The organism is Aeromicrobium sp. REDSEA-S38_B2 (assembly GCF_001628525.1).
GTDB lineage: Bacteria > Actinomycetota > Actinomycetes > Propionibacteriales > Nocardioidaceae > Aeromicrobium > Aeromicrobium erythreum.
In genome coordinates this window covers 1-22,480 of sequence record NZ_LUNH01000023.1, presented here as the reverse complement: position 1 = coordinate 22,480, position 22,480 = coordinate 1, and the positions used below count along the sequence as shown (strand labels likewise).

Annotated in this window: 19 protein-coding genes; 11 read left to right on the top strand and 8 right to left on the bottom strand. The window is 72.7% G+C overall.

What is annotated here, in order from left to right:
• Positions 1–66 precede the first annotated feature (66 nt).
• Entirely contained in the window at positions 67–2,211 is a 2,145-nt protein-coding gene (locus A6Q81_RS05795) for a S8 family serine peptidase (protein WP_286689822.1), read from the top strand.
• Between the two features lie 9 nt (positions 2,212–2,220).
• Here the strand turns inward: A6Q81_RS05795 and A6Q81_RS05790 are convergent, their stop codons facing one another.
• Genes A6Q81_RS05790 through truA form a run of 3 tightly spaced genes read right to left on the bottom strand, consistent with a single transcriptional unit; the run spans position 2,221 to position 4,510 of the window.
• Entirely contained in the window at positions 2,221–2,829 is a 609-nt protein-coding gene (locus tag A6Q81_RS05790; RefSeq protein ID WP_144433790.1) for a class I SAM-dependent methyltransferase, read from the bottom strand.
• A gap of 25 nt (positions 2,830–2,854) precedes the next feature.
• Positions 2,855–3,679, bottom strand: coding sequence for an endo alpha-1,4 polygalactosaminidase (locus tag A6Q81_RS05785; protein ID WP_286689821.1), 825 nt, complete (start codon positions 3,677–3,679; stop codon positions 2,855–2,857).
• A 9-nt stretch (positions 3,680–3,688) separates the two neighbouring features.
• On the bottom strand, positions 3,689–4,510 hold the full coding sequence (gene truA / locus A6Q81_RS05780) for a tRNA pseudouridine(38-40) synthase TruA (RefSeq protein WP_286689820.1): 822 nt from the start codon (positions 4,508–4,510) through the stop codon (positions 3,689–3,691).
• Between the two features lie 30 nt (positions 4,511–4,540).
• Here truA and A6Q81_RS05775 point away from each other — a divergent pair, with 30 nt between their 5' ends.
• Positions 4,541–5,824 carry a purple acid phosphatase family protein gene (locus tag A6Q81_RS05775; protein ID WP_286689819.1) on the top strand — a complete coding sequence of 428 codons (1,284 nt, stop codon included), beginning with the start codon at positions 4,541–4,543 and terminating at the stop codon, positions 5,822–5,824.
• 7 nt (positions 5,825–5,831) lie between these two features.
• Here A6Q81_RS05775 and A6Q81_RS05770 read toward each other — a convergent pair whose 3' ends face one another.
• The 3 genes from A6Q81_RS05770 to A6Q81_RS05760 all read right to left on the bottom strand — a co-directional run bounded on the left by A6Q81_RS05770 (position 5,832) and on the right by A6Q81_RS05760 (position 9,309).
• On the bottom strand, positions 5,832–7,409 hold the full coding sequence (locus A6Q81_RS05770) for a pilus assembly protein TadG-related protein (RefSeq protein ID WP_286689818.1): 1,578 nt from the start codon (positions 7,407–7,409) through the stop codon (positions 5,832–5,834).
• Positions 7,406–7,903, bottom strand: coding sequence for a TadE/TadG family type IV pilus assembly protein (locus tag A6Q81_RS05765; protein ID WP_067859715.1), 498 nt, complete (start codon positions 7,901–7,903; stop codon positions 7,406–7,408). The genes A6Q81_RS05770 and A6Q81_RS05765 overlap by 4 nt, the downstream gene beginning before the upstream one ends.
• A 170-nt stretch (positions 7,904–8,073) precedes the next feature.
• A complete protein-coding gene (locus A6Q81_RS05760) occupies positions 8,074–9,309 on the bottom strand; it encodes a citrate synthase (protein ID WP_286689817.1) in 1,236 nt (411 codons plus the stop codon).
• Positions 9,310–9,628: 319 nt separating this feature from the next.
• Between A6Q81_RS05760 and rplM the strand changes: the two genes are divergently transcribed.
• From rplM to glmM, 3 genes are read left to right on the top strand one after another with little or no spacing between them, the layout of a single operon-like run.
• The gene (rplM, locus tag A6Q81_RS05755; protein ID WP_067859709.1) at positions 9,629–10,072 is read left to right on the top strand and encodes a 50S ribosomal protein L13; all 444 of its coding nucleotides are present in this window, start codon (positions 9,629–9,631) and stop codon (positions 10,070–10,072) included.
• A complete protein-coding gene (gene rpsI, locus A6Q81_RS05750) occupies positions 10,069–10,587 on the top strand; it encodes a 30S ribosomal protein S9 (RefSeq protein ID WP_067859705.1) in 519 nt (172 codons plus the stop codon). Before rplM ends, rpsI begins: the two co-directional genes overlap by 4 nt.
• A gap of 5 nt (positions 10,588–10,592) precedes the next feature.
• The gene (glmM, locus tag A6Q81_RS05745) at positions 10,593–11,936 is read left to right on the top strand and encodes a phosphoglucosamine mutase (protein WP_286689816.1); all 1,344 of its coding nucleotides are present in this window, start codon (positions 10,593–10,595) and stop codon (positions 11,934–11,936) included.
• Between the two features lie 6 nt (positions 11,937–11,942).
• Here the strand turns inward: glmM and A6Q81_RS05740 are convergent, their stop codons facing one another.
• Positions 11,943–13,793 carry a carboxypeptidase-like regulatory domain-containing protein gene (locus A6Q81_RS05740; protein ID WP_286689815.1) on the bottom strand — a complete coding sequence of 617 codons (1,851 nt, stop codon included), beginning with the start codon at positions 13,791–13,793 and terminating at the stop codon, positions 11,943–11,945.
• On the opposite strand from A6Q81_RS05740, the gene A6Q81_RS05735 reads away from it, so the two are divergent.
• Positions 13,782–14,867, top strand: coding sequence for a GNAT family N-acetyltransferase (locus A6Q81_RS05735; RefSeq protein WP_286689814.1), 1,086 nt, complete (start codon positions 13,782–13,784; stop codon positions 14,865–14,867). The two genes, A6Q81_RS05740 and A6Q81_RS05735, sit on opposite strands and share 12 nt — an antisense overlap.
• A gap of 665 nt (positions 14,868–15,532) precedes the next feature.
• On the opposite strand, the gene coaA is transcribed toward A6Q81_RS05735, so the two are convergent.
• Entirely contained in the window at positions 15,533–16,474 is a 942-nt protein-coding gene (gene coaA / locus A6Q81_RS05730) for a type I pantothenate kinase (protein ID WP_067859692.1), read from the bottom strand.
• Between the two features lie 55 nt (positions 16,475–16,529).
• On the opposite strand from coaA, the gene glmS reads away from it, so the two are divergent.
• The 5 genes from glmS to A6Q81_RS05705 form a co-directional block, all read left to right on the top strand.
• Positions 16,530–18,380 carry a glutamine--fructose-6-phosphate transaminase (isomerizing) gene (gene glmS / locus A6Q81_RS05725; RefSeq protein ID WP_286689813.1) on the top strand — a complete coding sequence of 617 codons (1,851 nt, stop codon included), beginning with the start codon at positions 16,530–16,532 and terminating at the stop codon, positions 18,378–18,380.
• Positions 18,381–18,504: 124 nt separating this feature from the next.
• Positions 18,505–19,923: an NAD(P)H-hydrate epimerase gene (locus tag A6Q81_RS05720; RefSeq protein WP_286689812.1), complete on the top strand. Its 1,419-nt coding sequence runs from the start codon at positions 18,505–18,507 to the stop codon at positions 19,921–19,923.
• Positions 19,917–21,032: an alanine racemase gene (gene alr / locus A6Q81_RS05715; protein WP_286689811.1), complete on the top strand. Its 1,116-nt coding sequence runs from the start codon at positions 19,917–19,919 to the stop codon at positions 21,030–21,032. The genes A6Q81_RS05720 and alr overlap by 7 nt, the downstream gene beginning before the upstream one ends.
• Before the next feature lie 32 nt (positions 21,033–21,064).
• Positions 21,065–22,093: an alpha/beta fold hydrolase gene (locus A6Q81_RS05710; RefSeq protein ID WP_286689810.1), complete on the top strand. Its 1,029-nt coding sequence runs from the start codon at positions 21,065–21,067 to the stop codon at positions 22,091–22,093.
• Positions 22,093–22,480, top strand: a 388-nt coding sequence (locus tag A6Q81_RS05705; protein ID WP_286689809.1) for a GNAT family N-acetyltransferase, incomplete at its 3' end; no start/stop codon positions are given. The genes A6Q81_RS05710 and A6Q81_RS05705, both read left to right, overlap by 1 nt.

Here is a 22,480-nt window from a genome sequence, read left to right as displayed (position 1 = left end):
GCTGCCGATAGGGTCGGGCCGGGCGTGTCACTCGGGGGCGCTCGTCGTCTGCACCGAGGAGTCGTCGTGGTCAGGTCCGGAGTCGTCATGCTCGCCACCGGAGCGGTGCTCGCAGCACTGCTCCCCGCCACGGCGGTGGCCGCCTCGACCACGCCGACCAGCCCGGCGCCGGTGGCCGCAGCCGCGCTGGCCGAGGCGCAGGCGCCGTCGGCCGAGCCCGAGGCCGTGGGCATCATCGTGCAGAGCACGGCGTCGCAGGAGAAGGTCGAGGCTGCGGTCGCCGACGCGCTCCCGTCCGACGTCGAGGTGCGCGACACGGTCGACGGCGCCGCAGGCCTGTCGCTCGTGGAGCTCGACGGAGCGCTCGAGGGTGACACGGCCAGCGCGGTCGCCGACGCGATCGAGCAGCGCGGCGACGTCGCGTTCGCGACACCGAACTACCGGGTGCAGGCCTTCTCCACACCGCCCGTCTCGACCGACGACCCGTACTTCGTCGACCAGCACAACCTCTGGGACCGCTCCCGGTCCAGGGGTGGCTACAGCGTGCGCGCTCCGTCGTTCTGGCAGACCACGCGCGGCAGCAGCGACACCGTCGTCGCCGTGCTCGACACCGGCATCGTGGCGAACCATGCCGACCTCGCGGGGCAGCTGGTCCCCGGCTACGACCTGGTGACCGACGAGTACGTCTGCCCGACGGGAGCGCAGACGTGCCACACGCGCGGGACCTTCACCAACGCCGACGACGGCGACGCGCTCGACCCCGACCCGTCCGACCCGGGTGACTGGATGGACGCGTCCTGGGCGAGGAAGTGCGGCGCGCCGAAGGGCACGAGCTACGCCAGCTCGTGGCACGGCACCCACGTGGCCGGGATCGTCGCGGCCAGGGCGGACAACGGACGCGGCACCGCCGGCGTCGCGCCTGGCGTCCGGGTGCAGCCCGTGCGCGTCCTCGGCCACTGCGGGGGCGACACCTGGGGCATCATGCACGGCATCTACTGGGCGGCCGGGGCCGACCTCGGCACGGTGGAGGACAAGGAGTTCGCGGGCACGCCCGTGAACCCGACGCCGGCGAAGGTGCTGAACATGTCGCTCGGCAGCACGATGCGCACGGACGCGCAGCGGCGGCAGGCCTGCAAGGCCTATGCGAAGCCGCTGGCGTTCGCGCGGTCGCGGGGCGCCACCGTGGTCGCGGCGGCGGGCAACGACAGCTTCACCAAGAACGTCAGCGCCAACCTCTCGGTCCCGGCGGCGTGCCCCGGCGTGGTCTCGGTCGGCGCGACCAGCCGCACCGGGCACCGGTCGTACTACTCCCAGGCCGGCTCCACCGTCGACCTCTCGGCACCTGGTGGCGACACGATCATGGACGCGCAGAGCGACGAGAGCGACGGACGAGGCCACGGCGGCATCTGGTCCAGCCTGATCACCGCCACGACCCGCCCGAACACCGGCTACGTCGCCCGTCAGTACGAGGGCACCAGCATGGCGGCTCCCCACGTCGCCGCGGCTGCGGCGCTGCTGTACTCCCAGGGCGCGACGTCGCCCGCCAAGGTCGAGGAGACGCTCGAGCGGTCCGTCAGCCCCTTCCCGGCCCGCGACAAGCGGTACGCGTCGGTCGTGGTCAGCGACGGGCGGAAGAACTACCGGCTGTTCGACCTGAACTGCACGACGTCGCGCTGCGGCACCGGGATGCTGAACCTCGAGCGGTTCGCGCCCCGGACCGGTGGCACCGCCACCGTCGGGCGGACGGTCTCCTTCGAGGGCTGGCAGACCAGCCGCAGCGACGTCGCCTACGAGTGGTTCATGGGCGATCCCACGCAGGTCCTGGGCCGGGGCCGGACCTTCACCGTGCCGACCTCGGCGCTGGGCCGTTCGCTGGCCGTCAGGGTCACGGTGCCCGGCCAGGGCGACACGATCGTCGGCACGCCCACCGTGGGCAAGTCGACCAGCACCACCTCCACGGCGCTCGGGACGTCGGTCTCGCGGACCAAGCGCGCGACGTTGAAGGTGCGGGTCTCCGGTCCCGTGGGCGCGACGGGCACCGTGCAGGTCTACGACGGCCGCCGCCGCGTGACCACCGTGACCCTCTCGCGCGGCCGGGCGACGGTGCTGCTGCCGCGGCTCTCGAAGGGCCGGCACACCATCAAGGCCGTCTACGCGGGCAGCTCGCTGCTCAAGGGCTCGTCGCGCGCCCGGACGATCACCTCGAAGTAGGTCGGGTCCTCAGCCCCGGCGCACGGTCAGCACGCGGAACCCCTTGCTGCTGGCCGTGCGCTCGGTCGGCCAGCCCTGGCCGACCAGCCAGCGCTGCAGGCTGTCGGCACCCAGGTTCCTGCCCACGACCAGCCGGGCGTGGCCGTCGTCGGCGAGCCGGTCGAGCCAGTGCAGCAGCAGCGCGTGCAGGGCGTCCTTGCCGATGCGGATCGGCGGGTTCGACCAGATCGCGTCGAACCTCAGGTCGCCGGGCACGTCGTCCGGTGCGGCGACGTGGACGCGCGCCCCGTCGTCCGCCGCCAGCGCGTCGGCGTTGAGCCGGGTGAGCTCGCGGGCCCGCTCGTTCACGTCGACCGCCCACACCCGCGCCGAAGGCGACGCCGCCGCGACGGCGCACGCGATCGGGCCCCAGCCGGACCCGAGGTCGAGGACCGTGCCCGTCGGCGGGTCGGCGGACTCCAGCAGGATCCGCGTGGCGTGGTCGAGGTGGTCGCCGGAGAACACGCCCGTGCTCGTGGTGCAGGTGAGCCGATGCCCCCAGGCCTCGACCGCGACGGTGCGGCGCTGGTCGGGTCCGTCGGGACGGTCGTCGAAGTAGTGGCCGCTCACGCGCACCATCCTCCCAGCGGCCCCGGGGATCGGCTCAGCAGTGTCGCGAGACGTGCCCACGGGCACCACGCGGCAGCACGTCGCGGTCGCGCAGCTGGATGGGGTGCTCGCCCGCGCGCTCGCTGCAGGCACGGGCGTAGGCCCGGCGGCCGTTGTCGGTGTACTCGACCTCCACGACGGCCGAGCCGTACACGTCGGTGTAGGCGGCGCACTCGCGGTACACCTCGCACTCCTCGGCCACGGCGAAGTCGAAGCCGAGCGCCCGGCCGTCCAGGTCGGGGGTGTTCTTCTGGGCGATCGCCAGCCCGGCGTCGTGCGCGGCGCGCACGAGGGCACGTGCCGTCGCCTCCGTCTGGCGGCGCGTCAGCAGCCCCTTCGATCGCGTCCACGCGTCGAGGTTGTCGGGCTCGACCGCCGCGTAGCCATCGCGGGCACACGCCCGGAACCAGCGCGCGACCACCGCGACGATGGCCGCCCGACGTGCCGCGGTGCGCTGGTCCAGCAGCACCTCGTCGGGCCAGCCGGGATCGCGCACCAGACGTCCGCCCTTCCGCAGCAGCAGAGTGGGGTGGTGCTTCGTCCACCAGCCGAGGTCGCCCGGCTGCGTCTGGAAGGCGTTGACGTAGCAGACCGAGTACCGGTCGGGGTCGGCCGGAGCCGTCCGGTCGCGGACGACCACGGTGACGTCGTCGGCCGGTCGGTAGGCACCGCCCAGCTGGTAGTCGGCGACGGCGTCGGCCGGGAACGGCCGCACCTCGGGCGGCGGCGCCTGGTCGGCGGCCGCGGAGCACGCCGACGCGACCAGGACGGCCGCGACGAGCAGGAGACAGAGCCGCAGGGCGCGCGCAGGGGACGTCACCGTCCCAGGCTACGGCGTGGGTGTGCCGGGCCCCTCGTCACGACGTCGTCGGGCCTCGCCGACCCTCGTGGCGAGCCCGGCGTCGTCGGGGTACACGACCTCCTCCAGCACCAGCCCGTGCGCCGGCATCACCTTGACGCGCGGGTCGCGGGCACCGGCCAGCAGGACCTCCCGCGCCCACGACGCGGGGTGCCGTCCCTCGCCGACCGCGACGAGCGCGCCCATGAGCGCCCGCACCATGGAGTGGCAGAAGGCGTCGGCCCGCACCGTGGTCACGAGCAGCCCGTCGTCGGGGGAGCGGACCGTGCTCAGCTCGAGCAGGGTGCGGATGGTCGTCGCGCCCTCGCGTCGCCGGCAGAACGCCGCGAAGTCGTGCTCGCCCACGAGCAGAGCACCTGCTGCGGACATCGCCCCCACGTCGAGCGCCCGCGGCCAGGCGACCACCATGCCGCGGTGCAGCGGGTCGGCACGGGCCGGGTCGTCCTGGATCCGGTACGCGTAGCGTCGCTCCAGCGCGCCGAAGCGTGCGTCGAACCCCTCGGGCGCGCGGCGGACCCGGTGGACGACGACGTCGTCGGGCAGCAGCCGGCGCAGCCGCCGGGCCAGCACCTCGGGGTCGACGTCGACGTCGAGGTCGACGTGCGCCACCTGGCCGCGGGCGTGCACGCCCGCGTCGGTGCGGCCGGCGCAGGTCAGGCCGGGCCGCTCCTCCAGGCGCAGCACGGTGGCGACGGCCTGCTCGACGGTCTCCTGCACGCTGCGCAGCCCGGGCTGCGTCGCCCAGCCCCGGAAGCCGGCCCCGTCGTAGGAGAGGTCGAGTCGCAGGCGCACCCCGACAACGGTAGTCCCTACGCTGGTCCCGTGAAGCGCGGACTCGTGGCCTCCACCTGTGCAGCCCTCGTCCTCGCGGGATGCTCCCCGGGCACCCCGCAGGAGACCGCACCCCCGGAGAGGGGCACGGGGACGACGCCGACGTTCGTCGTCCTCAACCCGACCCCCGACCCCGCGACGTCGCAGACCGTCACCTGGCGCTCGCGCGAGGCGTTCGACGACCAACGGGTGGTCGCCCGTCCCGTCGGGGGCGGCCCCGAGGTCCGCGCCGCCGCGACCCGCAAGGCGGCGACGAGCGTGCGCGACAGCGGGTCGGCGCTGCCGGCCTACACGGCCACCCTCCGGGGGCTGCGGCCCGGCACGCGCTACCGCTACCGCGTCGAGAACGCCGGGGGCACGGCCGGTCCGTACACGTTCCGCACGCCCCGCGACGACGACGCCCCGTGGACGTTCCTCGCCCTCGGCGACACCCAGGTCGACAACGCCGACGTCCCCGCGCGGATCGTGCGCGAGGCCGTTGACGAGCACCCGGAGGCCAACCTCGTCCTGCACGCCGGCGACGTCGTCAACGAGCCGTGGCGCCACGGTGAGTGGGTCGACCTGATGAAGGCCCTCGCCCCCGTGCGCACCAGCCGCAACCTCGCGGTCTCGATCGGCAACCACGAGCGGTGCATCCTCGTGCGCGGCTGCCGCTCGGGCGGCGCCGAGGGCTTCCGCACCTACTTCACCGACCCGTCGAACGACGTCGAGGGCCAGCAGCCGACCTGGTACAGCTTCGACCAGCAGGGCGTGCGCTTCGTGGTGCTCGACTCCTTCGGCACGGACCTCGAGGCCCAGGCCCGCTTCCTTGACGAGCGGCTCGCCGACAACCCGAACCGGTGGAGCGTCGTGCTCATGCACGCGGGGCCGTTCGCGTCGCGGGTCTACCGCACGAACACCGAGGTGTACTCGACGATCCTGCCGGTGGTCGAGAAGCACGACGTCGACCTCTTCCTCAACGGGCACGACCACGTCTACACCAGCGGCTACCACGGCGACCCGGACGGCACCGTCTTCGCGGTCTCGGACTCCGGGCCGAAGTACTACCAGATCTCGGGCGAGGACTGGACGCGCCGAGGAGCCACGCGCACGCGCTGGGCCAAGCAGGTGAGCACCTACCAGGTCGTCGACGTCGGGCCCGACGCGCTGCACTACCGCGCGGTCGTCGCCGCCCACGGGTACGCGCCCCAGCCGCGGCTGCGACCCGGGACGGTGCTCGACGACGTCACCGTCCGCAAGGACGCCAAGGGGACGAAGACCGTCACCCGCCGCTGAGCCGTGCTCAGCCGGCCAGCCGGGTGGCCGAGCACGACGGCGTGCCCAGCATCCGGACCTCCATGATCCCGAGCTGGATGCCGAGCATCTTCAGCAGGGGCTGGACGAGCAGGTCCAGCGTGCCGGTGAGCTTGTTGATGCCGTCGAGCACGGAGTTCGTGGTGCTGTCGACGCTGCTCAGGATGATCCGCTCGCCGCCGCCGTAGATCTGGGTGAGGTCCGGGGCCGGAGGATAGGGAAACTGCTGCGTGGTGGACTTCGCGCCCACGGTCCCGGTGATCCGCACGACGCCCGCGAGGGGGATGCCCAGCAGCGACAGCGGGGTGACCGTGGCGCTGCCCGTGCCGCCCGGCCCGCTGAGCGTCGCGAGCGAGGTGTCGCCGCGCACGGTCGTGGAGGCCTGCACGCCGCTGGACGCGCACGTGACGTTGGTCAGCGTGGCGGTTCCCTTGCCGACCTGCACGCCCAGCGAGACGTTGCCGATGCCCGCGATCCCGAGGATGCTCACCCCGGTCCTGACGTCGAGCCGGACCTGGGCGGTGCGTGCCTGCGCCCCGACCCCGCCGCAGGCGATGACCGGCGGCTCGATGATCGTCAGCTGCGTGTTGGCGGTGACCAGGTCGAGCGGCACGCCGAGGTCGGTGCCGATCGCGACCGCGTTCTTGCCGTTCGCGACCGCGGCGGAGACGGCGGCGGTGCCGATGAGGTCGAGGGCGTTCAGCTGGGCGTCCAGGCCGGACTCCCCACCGGTGCCCACCGACAGGAAGCGCCCGAGATTGACGTTCAGTGCGCCCACCTGGCCGCTGAGGGTGTTCAGCAGGGTCGCCTGTGCCGTGCTGCCCTGGCGCTGCAGGACGGTCGCGGTCGCGACCATCAGCTGGCGCAGCGTCACGGTCGCGGTCGCGAGCTGCTGCGTCGTGCCGATGCCCAGCTCGGCGGCCACGTCGCCCAGCCGGACGGAGAGGGTCTTGAGGTCGACGAGACCGGAGTAGCCGACGAGACCCAGGTTCACCCGCAGGATGCGGTCGAGCAGTGGACTCAGGGCGCTCTGCGAGGAGTTGAGCACGAGCGACTTGGTGCCCGCGGAGAAGCAGACGGCGGGCTGGGCGCGGGCGCCGACCGCGCTGCGTGCCGCCCCTCCCGAGCTGCGACCGATCACGGGGGCGAAGGCGAAGTCGACCGTGGTGCGGGACTCGACCTTCACCGCGTCGCAGACGCCGTTCGCCGCACCCGCCACGAACGTCTTCGTCGTCGAGTCGAGGTGGCCCGGCGTCACCACGAGCGGTGACGTCCGGCCGATGCGCCGGTTCTGACGGGCGAGGCTCGCGTTCGCCGCGGTGGTCAGCGCCGTGGCGTCGCAGGTGGGCAGCTTGCGGGCGGCGTCGAGCGCGACGACGTCGGCGACCGACTGCATGTCGCGGACCGCGACCCGCTGGAGGCCGAGGTCGGCTGCGAACGCCGTGAAGCCCAGCAGGATCGTCATCGTGAGGATGGTTAGCGGCAGGATCGAGCCGCGCTCGTCGCGCCGCCGTCGAGGCCGGCGGTCGTCGGCCCGCAGCGCGAGACGCGCCCACCGGCCGCTCACGAGTTGATCTCCGCCGTCGTCTCGTAGGAGACCTTGGACGGCAGGACCACCCCGAGCCCGGGGAACGACGGCAGCAGGGGGTGGTCGCGGTAGAGGTGGGAGATCGCGACCTTCGCGCACTTCGACGTCGAGCCGGTGCAGGTCATCGACGGCGTGATCACGCACGTGCCGACGACCTCGCTGCCGCGGGTGAGCGTGCCGGCGGACGTGCACGTGACGCCGTAGGAGCCGAGCGAGCGGTTGACGGCCGCGCGGGCGTCGGACAGCGACGTCGTCGACCCGCTCGGCGCCACCGCGAGGACCCGCGCCCCCTCGGCCGCGGCCTGGCTGATCCCCTGGCGGTAGCTCAGCATCCAGCCGTAGCTGATGATGCCGAACAGCAGCGCCACGAAGATGGGCAGCACGAGCGCGAACTCGACGGCTGCCGCACCGTCCTCGCGGCGGCGCTGGTGCGTGGTGCGTCCCTGGACGCGTCGGTGTCGTCGTCCGACCATCACGATGCTCCCTCAGTCGTGACCGTCGGTTCTGCCGTGTGCAGAGCCGGCGTGAAAGCTCCCTCCCCTCCGGCGCTCCCACACCGGAAAGGTCTTTCGTCCCGCAACATAGCGCGAAAACGGCCCCCTGTCCGTGGAACCAGGACAGAGGGCCGTCGAGCGGTGCGGGGTCAGGCCCAGCGCTGCTCCGCGGGCACGAAGTCGAGCGTGCGCGCTCCCGTGTAGATCTGCTTCGGGCGAGCGATCTTCTGCTCCTTGTCGTCGACCAGCTCGATCCACTGCGCCAGCCAGCCGGCCGTGCGGGGGATGGCGAACAGCACCGTGAACATCTCCGGCGGGAACTGCAGCGCCTCGTAGATGAGGCCGGAGTAGAAGTCGACGTTCGGGTACAGCTTGCGCTGCACGAAGTACTCGTCCTCCAAGGCGATCCGCTCCAGCTCCTGTGCGATCTCCAGCAGCGGGTTGACGCCGGTGACCTCGAAGACGTCGTCGACGGCCTTCTTGATGATCTTCGCGCGCGGGTCGTAGTTCTTGTAGACCCGGTGGCCGAAGCCCATCAGGCGCTCCTCGCCCTTCTTCACGCCCTCGATGAAGCTCGGGATGTTGTCCTTGCTGCCGATCCGCTTCAGCATGCGCAGGACGGCCTCGTTGGCGCCGCCGTGCAGCGGGCCGTAGAGGGCCGCGATGCCCGCGCTGACCGCCGAGTACGGGTCGACGTCGCTCGAGCCGACCGAGCGGACCGCGTTCGTCGAGCAGTTCTGCTCGTGGTCGGCGTGCAGGATGAACAGCACCTCGAGCGCCTTCGACAGGCGCGGGTCGGGGTCGTACTTCTGCTCGCTCATCTTGAACAGCATCGACAGGAAGTTCTCCGTGTAGGAGAGGTCGTTGTCGGGGTAGACGTACGGCTTGCCCTGGGCGTGACGGAACGCCCACGCACCGAGCGTCGGCATCTTGGCGATGAGGCGCACGACCTGGTCGTGACGCACCTCCTCGTCGGTGATCGCCCGCGCCTCGGGGTAGAAGGTCGACAGCGCGCCGACGCTCGACAGCAGCATGCCCATGGGGTGCGCGTCGTAGCGGAAGCCCTGCATGAGGCTCTTGAGGTTCTCGTGCACGAACCCGTGGATGAGCAGGTAGGCCACCTCGAGGAACGTCGAGGACTCGGCCAGCTGCTCGATCGGGTACCCGCGGTACTCGAGGATGCCCTTGTCGCCGTCGATGTAGGTGATCGAGCTGCGCGTGGACGCGGTGTTGGTGAAGCCGGGGTCGTACACGGCGATGCCGGGCTCGTCCTCGGTCTTGCCGATCTTGCCGAGGTCGGAGGCGCGGACGGTGCCGTCCGTGATCTCGAGCTCGTACTCCTCGCCCGTGCGGTTGTCGCGGACGGTCAGGGTCTGGTCGGTCACGATGGGTCTCCTGTGACGTGCTGTACGGGTCGTTGATGTGGTCCCGGACTCACTTCCAACCTAGTGCGGCCCCCCTCGGTGCGCGAGGCTGGGTCTCGGGGACCGGACCCGCGACCGGGGCTCGCGTCGTGCCCGGCACCCCGTTTTGACCCGGCTGGGGCGGGCCGGTTACTCTTGGACGTCGTTGTGCCCTGCGTGCGCGATCGCCCTCCGGCGGTCCGGCGCCGACGCGGGAAACCACGTCCCTTCCGCCGCCACCTCGCGGCACGGGACCGCGCAACGACACCGACGCCAAGAACGACAACGAGAAGGTCACGCCGTGCCCACGTACAGCCCGAAGCCTGCTGACATCAGCCGTCAGTGGCACGTCATCGATGCCCAGGACGTCGTCCTCGGGCGTCTCGCCGTCTCGGCCGCGCACCTGCTGCGCGGCAAGCACAAGGCGACGTTCGCCCCGCACGTCGACGGTGGTGACTTCGTCGTCATCATCAACGCCGAGAAGGTCGCGCTGACGGGCAACAAGCGCTCCGACAAGGACGTCTACCGCCACAGCGGCTACCCGGGCGGCCTGAAGACGATCGCCTACGGCGACCTCCTCGACAAGGACGCCCGCAAGGCCGTCGAGAAGTCCGTGGCCGGCATGCTGCCGAAGAACCGCCTCGGACGTCAGATCATCAAGAAGCTGAAGGTCTACGCCGGCCCGGAGCACCCGCACGCCGCGCAGCAGCCCCAGCCGTACGAGATCAAGCAGATCTCCCAGTGAGCACCCGAGCAGAAGAGACGAGCACCGTGGCCGACACCACCGAGACCGACGTCCCCACCAGCACCGACGGCGTCTACACGACCGAGACCTCGCCCTCCTCGGAGATCGCGACCAGCAACTCGGTCATCGCCCCCGGCGCGGCCACCGGCCGTCGCAAGGAGGCCGTCGCCCGCGTGCGCATCGTGCCCGGCACGGGCGTGTGGACCGTCAACGGCAAGCCGCTCGAGGAGTTCCTCCCGAACAAGCTGCACCAGCAGATCGCCAAGGAGGCCCTGGCGGCCACCGGCCTCGAGGGCAGCTTCGACGTCGTCGCCCGGGTCACCGGCGGCGGCATGACCGGCCAGGCCGGTGCGCTGCGCCTCGGCGTCGCCCGTGCCCTGAACGGCGTCGACGAGGAGGTCAACCGTCCGATCCTCAAGAAGGCCGGACTGCTGACCCGCGACGCCCGCATCAAGGAGCGCAAGAAGGCCGGCCTCAAGAAGGCCCGTAAGGCTCCTCAGTACAGCAAGCGCTGACTCCGTTGGGCCGGATCTTCGGCACCGACGGCGTACGCGGCCTCGCCAACCGCGACCTCACGGCCGAGCTCGCGCTCGACCTGTCGGTCGCTGCTGCCCACGTGCTGGGCGAGGCCGGTGCGTTCGCCGACAGCCGGCCCACGGCCGTCGTCGCCCGCGACCCGCGTGCCTCGGGGGAGTTCCTCGAGGCCGCGATCGTCGCCGGCCTGGCGTCGGCCGGGGTCGACGTCCACCTGCTCGGCGTCGTCCCGACGCCCGGTGCGGCGTACCTGACGGCCGAGCTCGACGCCGACATGGGCGTCATGATCTCCGCCAGCCACAACGCGATGCCCGACAACGGCATCAAGTTCCTCGCCCGTGGCGGCCACAAGCTCGACGACGCCGTCGAGGTGGCCATCGAGCAGCGGCTGCGTGAGCCGTGGGACCGGCCGACCGGCATCGGCGTCGGTCGCGTCGGCGACAGCCACGTGGGCGTCGACGCCTACGTCAAGCACCTCGTCGGCACCGTGCCGCAGCCGCTCACCGGCCTGAAGGTCGTGCTCGACTGCGCGAACGGCGCGGCGTACCACGTGGGGCCGGCGGCGTTCCGACGTCTCGGCGCGGAGGTCGTCGCGATCCACGACGAGCCAGACGGCCTGAACATCAACGAGGCGTGCGGCTCGACCCACCTCGACGACCTGCAGGCCGCCGTCGTGCGCCACGGCGCGGACGCAGGGTTCGCGTTCGACGGCGACGCAGACCGGTGCCTCGCGGTCGACGCGTCGGGCCAGGTGGTCGACGGCGACCAGATCCTCGCCGTGCTCGCCCTCGCCCGGCTCGAGCGTGGCCTGCTGCACGCCGACACGGTCGTCGCGACCGTCATGAGCAACCTCGGGTTCGTGCAGGCCATGGAGGCCGCCGGGATCACGGTGCTGCAGACCGCGGTGGGCGACCGCTACGTGCTCGAGGCCATGCGGGCCGGAGGCTTCACGCTCGGCGGCGAGCAGTCGGGGCACGTGATCATGGCCGACCACGCCACCACCGGCGACGGGGTGCTGACCGCCCTGCACCTCGCGGCCCGGATGAGCGAGACCGGCCGTACGCTCGCCGACCTCGCCGGCGTCATGCGACGGCTCCCGCAGGTGCTCGTGAACGTCCCCGACGTCGACAAGAGCCGGGTCGACGCCGACCCCGTGCTGCAGGGCGAGCTGGTGGCCGCGAACGGTGGCCTCGAGGGCCGCGGCCGCATCCTGCTCCGCCCGTCCGGCACCGAGCCGCTCGTCCGCGTCATGGTCGAGGCGCCGACGCTCGAGGAGGCCACGTCGGTGGCCGAGCACCTCGCCGGCGTCGTGCGTCGCACGCTGGGCTGAGGACGCCTACCGCGCGACCGTACGGGTCCGGCCCGACCACGCGGCGGACGTCAGGTAGTCGCCGCGAGGATCCCGCACGCTGACGCGGACGCGCAGGGCTGCGCCGACGTCGGTGGACGTCACGCGGTAGCTCGTGCGCGTGGCGCCCTTGATGGCTCGCGTCCCGCGGTACCACTGCACCGACGTCCGCAGCCCTCGCCCGGGTGCCCACGTTCCGGTGCTGGCCGTGAGCACCTTCCCACGCCGGGCCGTGCCCGAGACGCGCGGAGCCGTGGTGGCGACGAGTCGCCGGTCGAGGGTGATGCTCCGAAGGGTCACGGTGCCGCCGTCCGGGACGGTGAACGGGCGAGCGGCCTGCTCGCTCAGCGCACCGCCGTTCCAGCGGGTGCCGACGTAGCGCGTCCGACCTTGGTCGTCCCGCAGACGTGCCGCAGCGCGCACCCGGTACCGGCCGGGCTCGACGCGGATCGAGCCGGAGGCGTCGGTGCTGGTGACGACGCGCCCGTCGAGGTCGAGGACCTCTACCAGCAGGCCGTCGTGGTCCTCAAGGTCCTCCAGTCCGTCGCGTTGCTGCACCGGGACGTCGACGCTCCCGTAGGACCGCAGCAGCTGCACCGGCACCGTGGTGCTGCCGCCGTCGACCACCGTCACCCTGGGCGCTGTCGTGCGGGAGGTGGCGCCGTCCTGGAGGGCCGGCACGTGGTCGGTGCTGCCGTAGGCGAACGAGAGCACGTAGCGCCCCGGCTCGATCGTGGCGAAGGCGTACGTGCCGTCGCGACGGCTCGTGGTGCGGTATGCCGGGGCCGCGGCGCGCGAGGCATCCTCGCGGTACGCCCAGACCTGGACCGGCTTCGCCGGGGCGCCGTCGACGTCGACCAGCGTCCCGTGGAGGCGGCCGACCGGGGCCGGGGGTCCTGGGAGGAGCCTCACGTCGAGACCGCTGGTTCGCGAACCCTCGGTGGTCGAGACCGGCGTCGCGTTGGCGAGGTCGGACCCGCCCCCGTACCACTGCGTCAGGTAGGTCCCGGCGCGGTCGACGAACTCGATGCGGACGTCGTCGAACGCCGACAGCCGCGCGGTGCGATAGGTCCCGTCGGGTCCGGTCAGCCAGAAGCGGTCGGTCGTCCGCCACCGGTCACCGACCCGGAAGTAGGGGCGCACACCGACGTTGCGCAGCGGACGGCCTGCCTCGTCGGTCACGGTCCCGGCCAGGTATCCCGACACGTCCACGACGTGGTCGCCGAGGGCCAGGGTCTCGTCCGCCGTCACCGTCAGCACGGTGGCCGAGGCCGCATCGGTGCCGCCGATCCACCGCTCGTCGGGGCCGTCGAAGGAGCCCAGCAGGGCGACCCGGTACCGGCCGGGTCGGACCCGGACGGAGAAGTCGTGGTCCTCGTCGTTCTGCCAGGTGTCGAGCACGAGGTCCTCCGTGCCGTTCTCGGGCCGGAGGCGCACCTTGACCGGGATGCCGACGCCGTACTGGTCGCGCACCGAGCCGCTCACCAGCCCGGTGCGCTCGGTGAGCCTCAGCTCCAGCTCGCCGTCGCCCGAGCGGAACCACCGAGAGGTGGACCGGTAGCGACCGGTGGGGTCCGAGGCGGTCACGAGGTACTCGACGTCGTCGGGGAGGTCGAGCGAGAACGCGCCGCGCTCGTCGGTCGTGGTCGTGGCGACCGCGGGCGACAGCCTGTCGTCATGGGCGGTCACCGTGAGCCCCTGCAGCCCCCGACCGGAGGAGTCGTCGGTGACGCGGCCGGTGACGACGACGGCCGCACCCGTCGCGGCCCCCGCCGGAGGCGCGACGAGCGCCGTCGCCAGGACGGACAGGACGACGGTGAGCAGGACGTGACGACGCATGGATCCCCCGGATCAGCCGGGCGGGATGCCCGGGACGTCGACGAGTGTAGGGACGCGACGACCCGGTGTCCGCGTCTTCGCCAGGATCGCCTCTACGGTGGGGACATGCGTCCCGTCGTCGTCGACCTGGCTCGTGATCCGGACGGCTACGCCGCCTTCCACGACGCCTACGCGCGCGCCCACACGGAGCGCTTCGACGAGCCGTGGGGGTTCGCCGAGAAGCGCACCAACCTGACCAGCGACGCGTACGCCGAGCACGTCGTCGTGGCGGGTGAGGTCGACGGGGAGGTCGTCGGGGGAGCGTGGGTGTCGTTCCCGCAGCAGGACAACCGGACGCTCGCCTACCTGCACGTCTTCGTCGTGCCGGAGGAGCGTCGTCGAGGGCACGGGAGCCTGCTGCTGCGCGAGGTCGAGCGGCTCGCGCAAGAGCGCGGTCGGGCGAACGCGTTCGCGGAGGCCTCGTGGCCGGTGGAGCAGTCCGAGGGGCCGGGGTCGGCGTTCGCGCTGTCGCACGGGTACGCCGTCGACCTGCTCGACGCGATCCGCGCTCTCCCGCTGCCCGCCGAGGTCGCCCCGCCGGTGTGGCGCGACGGGTACACGTCGGTGGCCTGGCGTCGCTGCCCCGACGAGTGGCTCGACCAGTACGCGGTCCTGCGGGCGCTGATCCTCGCGGAGGCGCCGTCAGGGGAGGTAGGGCTGGAGCCCGAGTACTTCGACGCCGAGCGGGTGCGTCACGAGGAGGCCCGCTGGGCCGAGCAGGGCCGGGTCGGGCAGACGGTCGCCGCCGTCGCGCCCGACGGCACCCTCGCCGGCCACACCCAGCTCGTGGTGCCCGACCACGGCGACACCGCCTACCAGTGGGACACGCTCGTCCTCCCCGCCCACCGTGGCCACGGCCTCGGGCTCGCGATGAAGACCGCCGCCCTCGACGAGGCCGCCGACCTCCTCTCCGGCCGCGCCCGCGTGACCACCTGGAACGCCGCCTCGAACACGCCGATGATCGCGGTCAACGAGGCCCTTGGCTACCGGCAGGTGGCGTGGGCGGCGGAGCTGGTCAAGCCGTTGGGTCGCTGAGGGTTTCGACCTGCGGCTGTGCTGCTCGTCCTGCGGCTGCGCTGCTGCGGCTTGTTGTTCGGGTGGGGGTGCGCTGGCGCAGCTCCTCGTTCGGGTGGGGCTGCGTTGGTGCGGCTTCGACTCGTCCTGCGCTCCGAAAGGGCCTCGACCGGGCGGCTGGCGACCGCGCTGGTCTGGGGTCTCGGGCTGCGGCTTGGTGCTGGGGGTGGACGCAAGAATCTGCGTTTGCGCCCCCTCAGCGGTGGATCTGCCACAGAAACGCCGGCGGGGTCGGACGTGCGTTGTATCCCGAACGCTTCTGCGTTCGCGACGGGATCCCGTAGGAAACGCAGAAGTGTTCGCCCTCCAATGCACGAACGCAGAATCTCGCGTCCCCCGCGAGCCACAGCCCGAGAACCCGGGCCACCGCGCCCGCCAGCTGCCCGGTCGAGGCCTTTCGGAGACCACCCCCAGCGAGAGCCGAGGCAGCGCACCAGCAAGCCCAGACCACCTGCGCCAGCGCACCAGCAAGACCGGACCCCCCGAGGCAGCGCACCAGCAAGACGAGACCCCCCCCGGGGGCAGCGCACCAGCAAGCCCAGACCCTCCCGCGGCAGCGCACCAGCAAGACCAGACCCCCGCGGCAGCGCACCCGCAGGACGACGCCCAGCAGGACCCCCGCGACGTCACATCTTGCGGAACCGCACCCACTTGACGGAGTGGTCGCTGCCCTTGCGGAGCACGAGGTCGGCGCGGCCGCGGGTGGACTGGATGTTCTCGCGCAGGTTGGGCCAGTTGATGGTGTCCCACAGCTCCTCGGCGCGGGCGACGGCCTCGTCGTCGGTGAGGCTGCTGTAGCGGTGGAAGTAGGAGGCCGGGTCGGCGAAGGCGGTGCGGCGCAGGGCGAGGAACCGGTCGACGTACCAGCGGCGGATGTCCTTGCTCGACGCGTCGACGTAGATCGAGAAGTCGAAGTAGTCGCTGACCGACAGGCCGGGGGAGCCGTCGCCACGGTCCTTCGCCGGCGCGAGCACGTTGAGGCCCTCGACGATGACGATGTCGGGCCGTTCCACGACCACCGTCTCCTCGGTGCGGTCGTAGGTCAGGTGGGAGTAGACGGGGGCGGTCACCTGCTCGACGCCCGACTTCACGTCGATGACGAACCGCAGCAGCGCCTTGCGGTCATAGGACTCCGGGAAGCCCTTGCGCTGCAGGATGCCGCGACGCTCCAGCTCGGCGTTCGGCCACAGGAACCCGTCGGTGGTCACCAGCTTCACGTGCGGGTGCTCGGGCGACGTCGACAGCAGCTCGCGGAGGAGGCGGGCGGTGGTCGACTTGCCGACGGCGACCGACCCGGCGACGCCGATGACGAACGGCGTGCGCTGCGGCTGCGGCTCGCGCAGGAACGACTCGGTGGCCTCCCAGAGGCGGGTCGCGGCGCGCACGCGCAGGCTGATGAGCTCGGTCAGCGGCAGGTACACCTGCCGCACCTCGTCGATGTCGAGCTCCTCGCCGAGGCCCTTGAGACGTTGGACGTCGTCCTCGGTGAGGGGCTGGGGGACGTCGTCGGCGAGGTCGGCCCACGCCGACCGCTCGATCTCGACGTACGGCGAGAGCTCACGGGCCATGACGCCATCCTGCCGGTACCGGGGCCCACGGGCGCTCCTGGGTACCCTGGAGCGCATGTGCGGAATCGTGGGATACGTCGGGCACCGCAACGCCCTCGACGTCGTCATGGGCGGGTTGCGACGGCTCGAGTACCGCGGGTACGACTCCGGCGGTGTCGCCCTGCCCGACCCCACGACCGGACGGATCGCCTGGGCGAAGAAGGCCGGAAAGCTGGCCAACCTCGACGGCGTCCTGGCCGAGACGACGATGCCGGAGACGACCACCGGCATCGGCCACACCCGCTGGGCGACGCACGGTGCGCCGAACGACCGGAACGCCCACCCGCACCTGAGCGAGGACGGCCGCCTGGCGGTCGTGCACAACGGCATCATCGAGAACTTCGCGGTGCTGCGGGCCGAGCTCGAGGCTGCCGGGCACGAGCTGCAGTCCGAGACCGACACCGAGGTGGTCGTGCACCTGCTCTCCGACGAGCTGCAGCGCACCCCCGCCCTCGACGACGCCGTCCGCGCCGTCTGCCAGCGGCTAGAGGGCGCGTTCACCCTCGTCTTCACCGACGCGCAGCAGCCCGAGGTCGTGGTCGGCGCCCGACGCAACTCCCCGCTCGTGGTGGGTCGCGGCGACGGCGAGAACTTCCTCGGCTCCGACGTGTCGGCCTTCATCGAGTTCACGCGCGAGGCCGTCGAGCTCGGCCAGGACCAGGTCGTCGCCATCACGCGCGACTCCATGACGGTCACCGACTTCGACGGCGCGCCCGCCGAGACCACCAGCTACCACGTCGACTGGGACGTGTCCGCCGCCGAGAAGGGCGGCTACGACTGGTTCATGCTCAAGGAGATCGACGAGCAGCCGCAGGCCGTCGCCGAGACGCTGCTGGGACGCTACGGCCGGTCAGGCCGCCTGCAGCTCGACGAGATGCGCCTCAGCGACGACGAGCTGCGCGACGTCGACAAGATCATCATCATCGCCTGCGGCACCGCGTCGTACGCCGGTCTGGTCGCGAAGTACGCGATCGAGCACTGGACGCGCATCCCGTGCGAGGTCGAGCTGGCGTCGGAGTTCCGCTACCGCGACCCGATCATCGACCGGTCGACGCTCGTGGTGGCGATCAGCCAGTCGGGCGAGACGATGGACACGCTCATGGCGATCCGCTACGCCCGGCAGCAGCGGGCTCGGGTGCTGAGCATCTGCAACACCAACGGCTCGACCATCCCGCGCGAGTCCGACGCGGTCATCTACACGCACGCCGGCCCCGAGGTGGCGGTCGCGTCGACCAAGGGCTTCCTGTCGCAGATCGTCGCCTGCTACCTGCTCGGTCTGTACCTGGCGCAGGTGCGGGGCGTGAAGTACGGCGACGAGATCGACGCCATCATGGCCGCGCTCGAGAAGCTGCCGGCCGGCATCCAGCGGATGCTCGACGAGGGCGAGCAGGTCCGCAAGCTCGCGGCCGAGCTCGTCGACACCCGTTCCGTGCTGTTCCTCGGCCGCCACGTCGGCTACCCCGTGGCGCTCGAGGGTGCGCTGAAGCTCAAGGAGCTCGCGTACCTGCACGCCGAGGGGTTCGCGGCCGGTGAGCTGAAGCACGGTCCGATCGCGCTCATCGAGGACGGCATCCCCGTGTTCGTCGTCGTGCCGCCGAAGGCCCGCGACCAGCTGCAGGAGAAGATCGTCAGCAACATCCAGGAGATCCGCGCGCGCGGTGCCCTCACCATCGTGCTCGCCGAGGACGGCGACGACGACGTCGTGCCGTACGCCGACCACCTGATCCGGCTGCCGAAGGTGCCGACGCTGCTGCAGCCGCTCGTCGCCACGGTGCCGCTGCAGATCTTCGCGTGCGAGCTGGCCGGTCTGCTCGGCCACGACGTCGACCAGCCGCGGAACCTCGCCAAGTCCGTCACGGTCGAGTAGACCGCCGTGTCCGGCATCAGGGGCGCCGCGCACCTGCGCTCGGTCGGCGCGGCGCGGGTCAGCGTGTCGTGCTGGCACGGCCCGCCGGTGGCGACGGCGTCCGTCGTGGCGGAGGCTTGAGCCCGTGCTGAACGCCCACACCGTCGCCCAGGTCCGTGCTGCCGAGGAGCGACTGGCCGCCGAGATCGGCTGGGACGCGCTGATGCAGCGAGCTGCCCGCGGTCTCGCCGACGCCCTCGCCGACGTGCCGGCCGGTGCGACGGTCCTCGTCCTCGTCGGCCCCGGCAACAACGGAGGCGACGCGCTCTTCGCCGCCACGCACCTGCTCGCCCGTGGCGTCCGCGTCGACCTCGCGCTGCTCGACCCCGACGCCGTCCACGCCGAGGGACTGGCCGCGGCCGAGGCGGCCGGGGCCCGGCGCGTGTCGTCGCCGGGCGACCAGCGGTGGTGCCTCGACGCGCTGTTCGGCATCGGCGCACGTCCCGGCCTCGAGGGACGTGCGGGGGAGTGGGCCGACTGGACCCACGACACCGACGCCCACGTGGTCGCGGTCGACGTCCCGTCGGGCGTGGCCGTCGACACGGGCGCCACCTCCGGCCGGCACGTCCGCGCCGACCGCACCGTCACGTTCGGCACCCTCAAGGTCTGCTCGATCGTGGGGCCCGCCGCCGACGCCGGCGGCGGAGAGCCGCCGACGCTCGTCGACATCGGCCTCGGCCCGCACCTCGACGCGCCGACCGTGACGTCGCTCGAGGCCACCGACGTCGAGCTCCTCCGCCGGCACGTGCCCGGCGCCGCGTCGCACAAGTACGCGCGTGGCGTGGTCGGGGTCGACGCCGGCTCCGACGCCTACGCCGGCGCCGCGCACCTGTGCGTCGCGGGCGCGCAGTCGGGACTTGCCGGCATGGTGCGCTTCGTCGGCAGCGACACCCTCGCGGCGCGGGTGGTCGACCGCGCACCGGAGGTCGTGCACGGCCGCGGACGGGTGCAGGCCTGGGTCGTCGGACCCGGGGCGGGCGACGACGTGGCCGACCAGCTGGCCGCCTGCCTCGACGACGACGTGCCGCTCGTCGTCGACGCCGGCGCGCTCGCGCACCTGCCGCGTCCCGCCGGCGTGCCCGCGCTCCTGACGCCGCACGCCGGTGAGCTCGCCCGGCTGCTCGACGTCGAGCGCGAGACCGTGGAGGCCGACCCGCTGGAGCACGCGCGGCAGGCCGCCGTGCACTGGGACGCGACCGTGCTGCTCAAGGGAGCCCGCACGGTCGTCGTGGCTCCTGACGGACGCGCGGCCGTCAACCTGTCCGGCACCCCGTGGCTCGGCACGGCGGGCTCGGGCGACGTCCTCGCCGGCTTCGCGGCGTCGCTGCTCGCCGGCGGGCTCGACCCGTTCGACGCCGGGCGGCACGCCGCCCTCCTGCACGGCGCCGCCGGCGTCCGCGCGAACCCGGGCGGACCGTTCGTGGCGTCCGACGTCGCCGCCGCCCTCCCGCGAACCCTGGCCGCGTTCCTCGCCGGCTCGCTGGAGCAGGTGCGCGCGTGGTGAGCCCGCAGGCCGAGGCCGTCGTCGACCTCGAGGCGTACCGGCACAACGTGGCCACCCTCGCGGCGCACGCGCCCGGCGCCGCGCTGATGTCCGTCGTCAAGGCCGACGCCTACGGCCACGGTCTGCGACCGGTCGCGCGGGCCGCGCGCGACGCGGGAGCGTCGTGGCTCGGCGTCGTCACCGTCGAGGAGGCCCTCGCGCTGCGCGAGGCCGGCGACACCGGGCCCGTCCTGTGCTGGCTCGCAGCACCCGGCGCCGCCTACGGCGCCGCGGTCGAGCACGACGTCGAGCTCACGGCGTCGTCGGTCGAGCAGCTCGACGAGATCCTCCACGACGCACCGACGGGTCGACGACCCCGCGTGCAGCTCAAGGTCGACACCGGGCTCTCGCGCAACGGCGCCCGCGGTCCGGCGTGGGACGAGCTCGTCGCCGCGGCCTCCCGCGCGCAGGCCGCGGGGAAGGTCGAGGTCACCGGCGTGTGGTCGCACCTGGCGTGCGCCGACGAGCCCGGCCATCCCGCCAACGACCAGCAGGAGACCGTGTTCCGGGCCGCGCTCGACGTCGTCGGCGAGGCCGGGCTTGAGCCGCAGTGGCGCCACCTCGCCAACTCCGCCGCCCTGCTGACCCGCCCCAGCGCGCACTTCGACCTCGTCCGTCCGGGCATCGCCACGTACGGCATCGACCCCGACCCCGCGGTCGCCGGCATCGTCGACCTGCGTCCGGTCATGACGCTGCGCGCGCGGCTCGCACAGGTCAAGCGGGTCCCCGCCGGCACCGCCGTGTCCTACGGCCACACGTGGACCACCGACCGCGAGACCACCCTCGGCCTCGTGCCGCTGGGATACGGCGACGGTGTCCTGCGCTCCGCGTCGGGTCGCGCCGAGGCCGCCCACGACGGCGAGCGCGTGCCGGTCGTCGGCCGCATCTGCATGGACCAGCTGGTCGTCGACCTGGGGGACCGCCCGGCGCGGCGCGGCGACGTCGTCACCCTGTTCGGCGCCGCCCCCGGTGCCCCCACCGCCCAGGACTGGGCGAGCGCCGCCGGTACGATCGCCTACGAGGTCGTCACCCGACTCGGCGACCGCGTCGTGCGTACCCACCGAGGCTGAGGGCCGTCCGAGCCCCGCCACCGAGGACAGTGATGAGCCCCGCCCCCTCCCGTCTGGCAGCACTCGCCGCGACCGCCGGAGCCTTCGTGGCTGCCGGCGTGACCGCCAAGGTCGTCGACACCCGACGTCGCGAGCACCGGCGCGAGCAGCGCGGCGAGGAGGTGCCGTTCGGCAGCGTGCACAGCCCCGCCCGCACCGTCGTCGCCTCCGACGGCGTGCCCCTCAACGTCGAGGTCGACGAGGCCGACGCGGCGCACGCGGGCAGCGCGGCGCCCACCGTCGTGTTCGTCCACGGGTGGGTGTGCACCCTCGACACCTGGCACTACCAGCGCCTCGCGCTGCGCGGCCTCGTGCGGATGGTGTTCTACGACCAGCGCTCCCACGGCGGCTCCGGCCGCTCGACGCGCCAGGGGTCGAGCTTCAGCCAGCTCGCCGACGACCTGCGGACCGTCCTCGACGAGGTCGTGCCCGAGGGCCCCGTCGTGCTCGTCGGGCACTCGATGGGCGGCATCACGGTGCAGCAGCTCGCGGCGGAGTCGCCCGAGCTGTTCGGCGACAGGGTCGTGGGTGCCGTGCTGCTCTCGACCAGCGACAACCGGCTCGTGCGGCAGAGCCCGGCGCTGCGCCGCGTCCTGCCGTTCCTGCGGGCCGGCGCGCCCCTGCTCGACTGGGGCCGGACCTTCAACAGCTACAGCGTCATCCGTCGCTGGGCGGTCGGGCCCGACGCGCCCCGCAAGTACGCCGACATGTCCGACGAGATGATCCTGCGCGCCCAGACGCACGTGCTGCTCGACTTCTACCCCGCGTTCGTGGACCTCGACGTCCGCAGCGGCGCCGAAGGGCTGGGGCGGGTGCCCGTCGTCGTCGCCTGCGGCGACCACGACCTGCTCACGCCCATCAAGCACGCCCGACGCCTCGCGCGCACCATCGAGGACGCGCGTCTGGTGACGCTCGGCGGTGCCGGGCACATGGTGCCGTTCGAAGAGAACGTGGCCGTCACCCGGATCATCGAGGACCTGCTCGACCGGATCGGGCACCCCGTGCGCGAGGGCGACCGGTGATGCGGGCGCTCGACGTCCTCGACGCCGGCCCCGAGCACGCCGAGGCGATCGTCGACATCATCCACCGCTCGTTCAGCGTCCGACCCGACCTCGACCCGCCCTCGACCGCCCTCGACGAGACCGTCGAGTCGGTGTCGGAGGTGCTCGCCACGGCCGGTGGGCTGCTCGTGGAACGTCGCGGCGTGCCCATGGGCGCGCTGCTGTTCGACGAGTCGCGGCCGGGCAAGCTCGGCCTGCGTCGCGTGTCGGTCGACCCGGAGATCCAGGCCCGCGGCGTCGCGTCGGCCATGGTCGGCGTCGCGGAGGACACGGCCGAGGAGCGCGGCAAGGACGGCATCTGGCTGCACGTGCGCGAGGAGCTGCCCGACACGGTGCGGTTCTGGACCC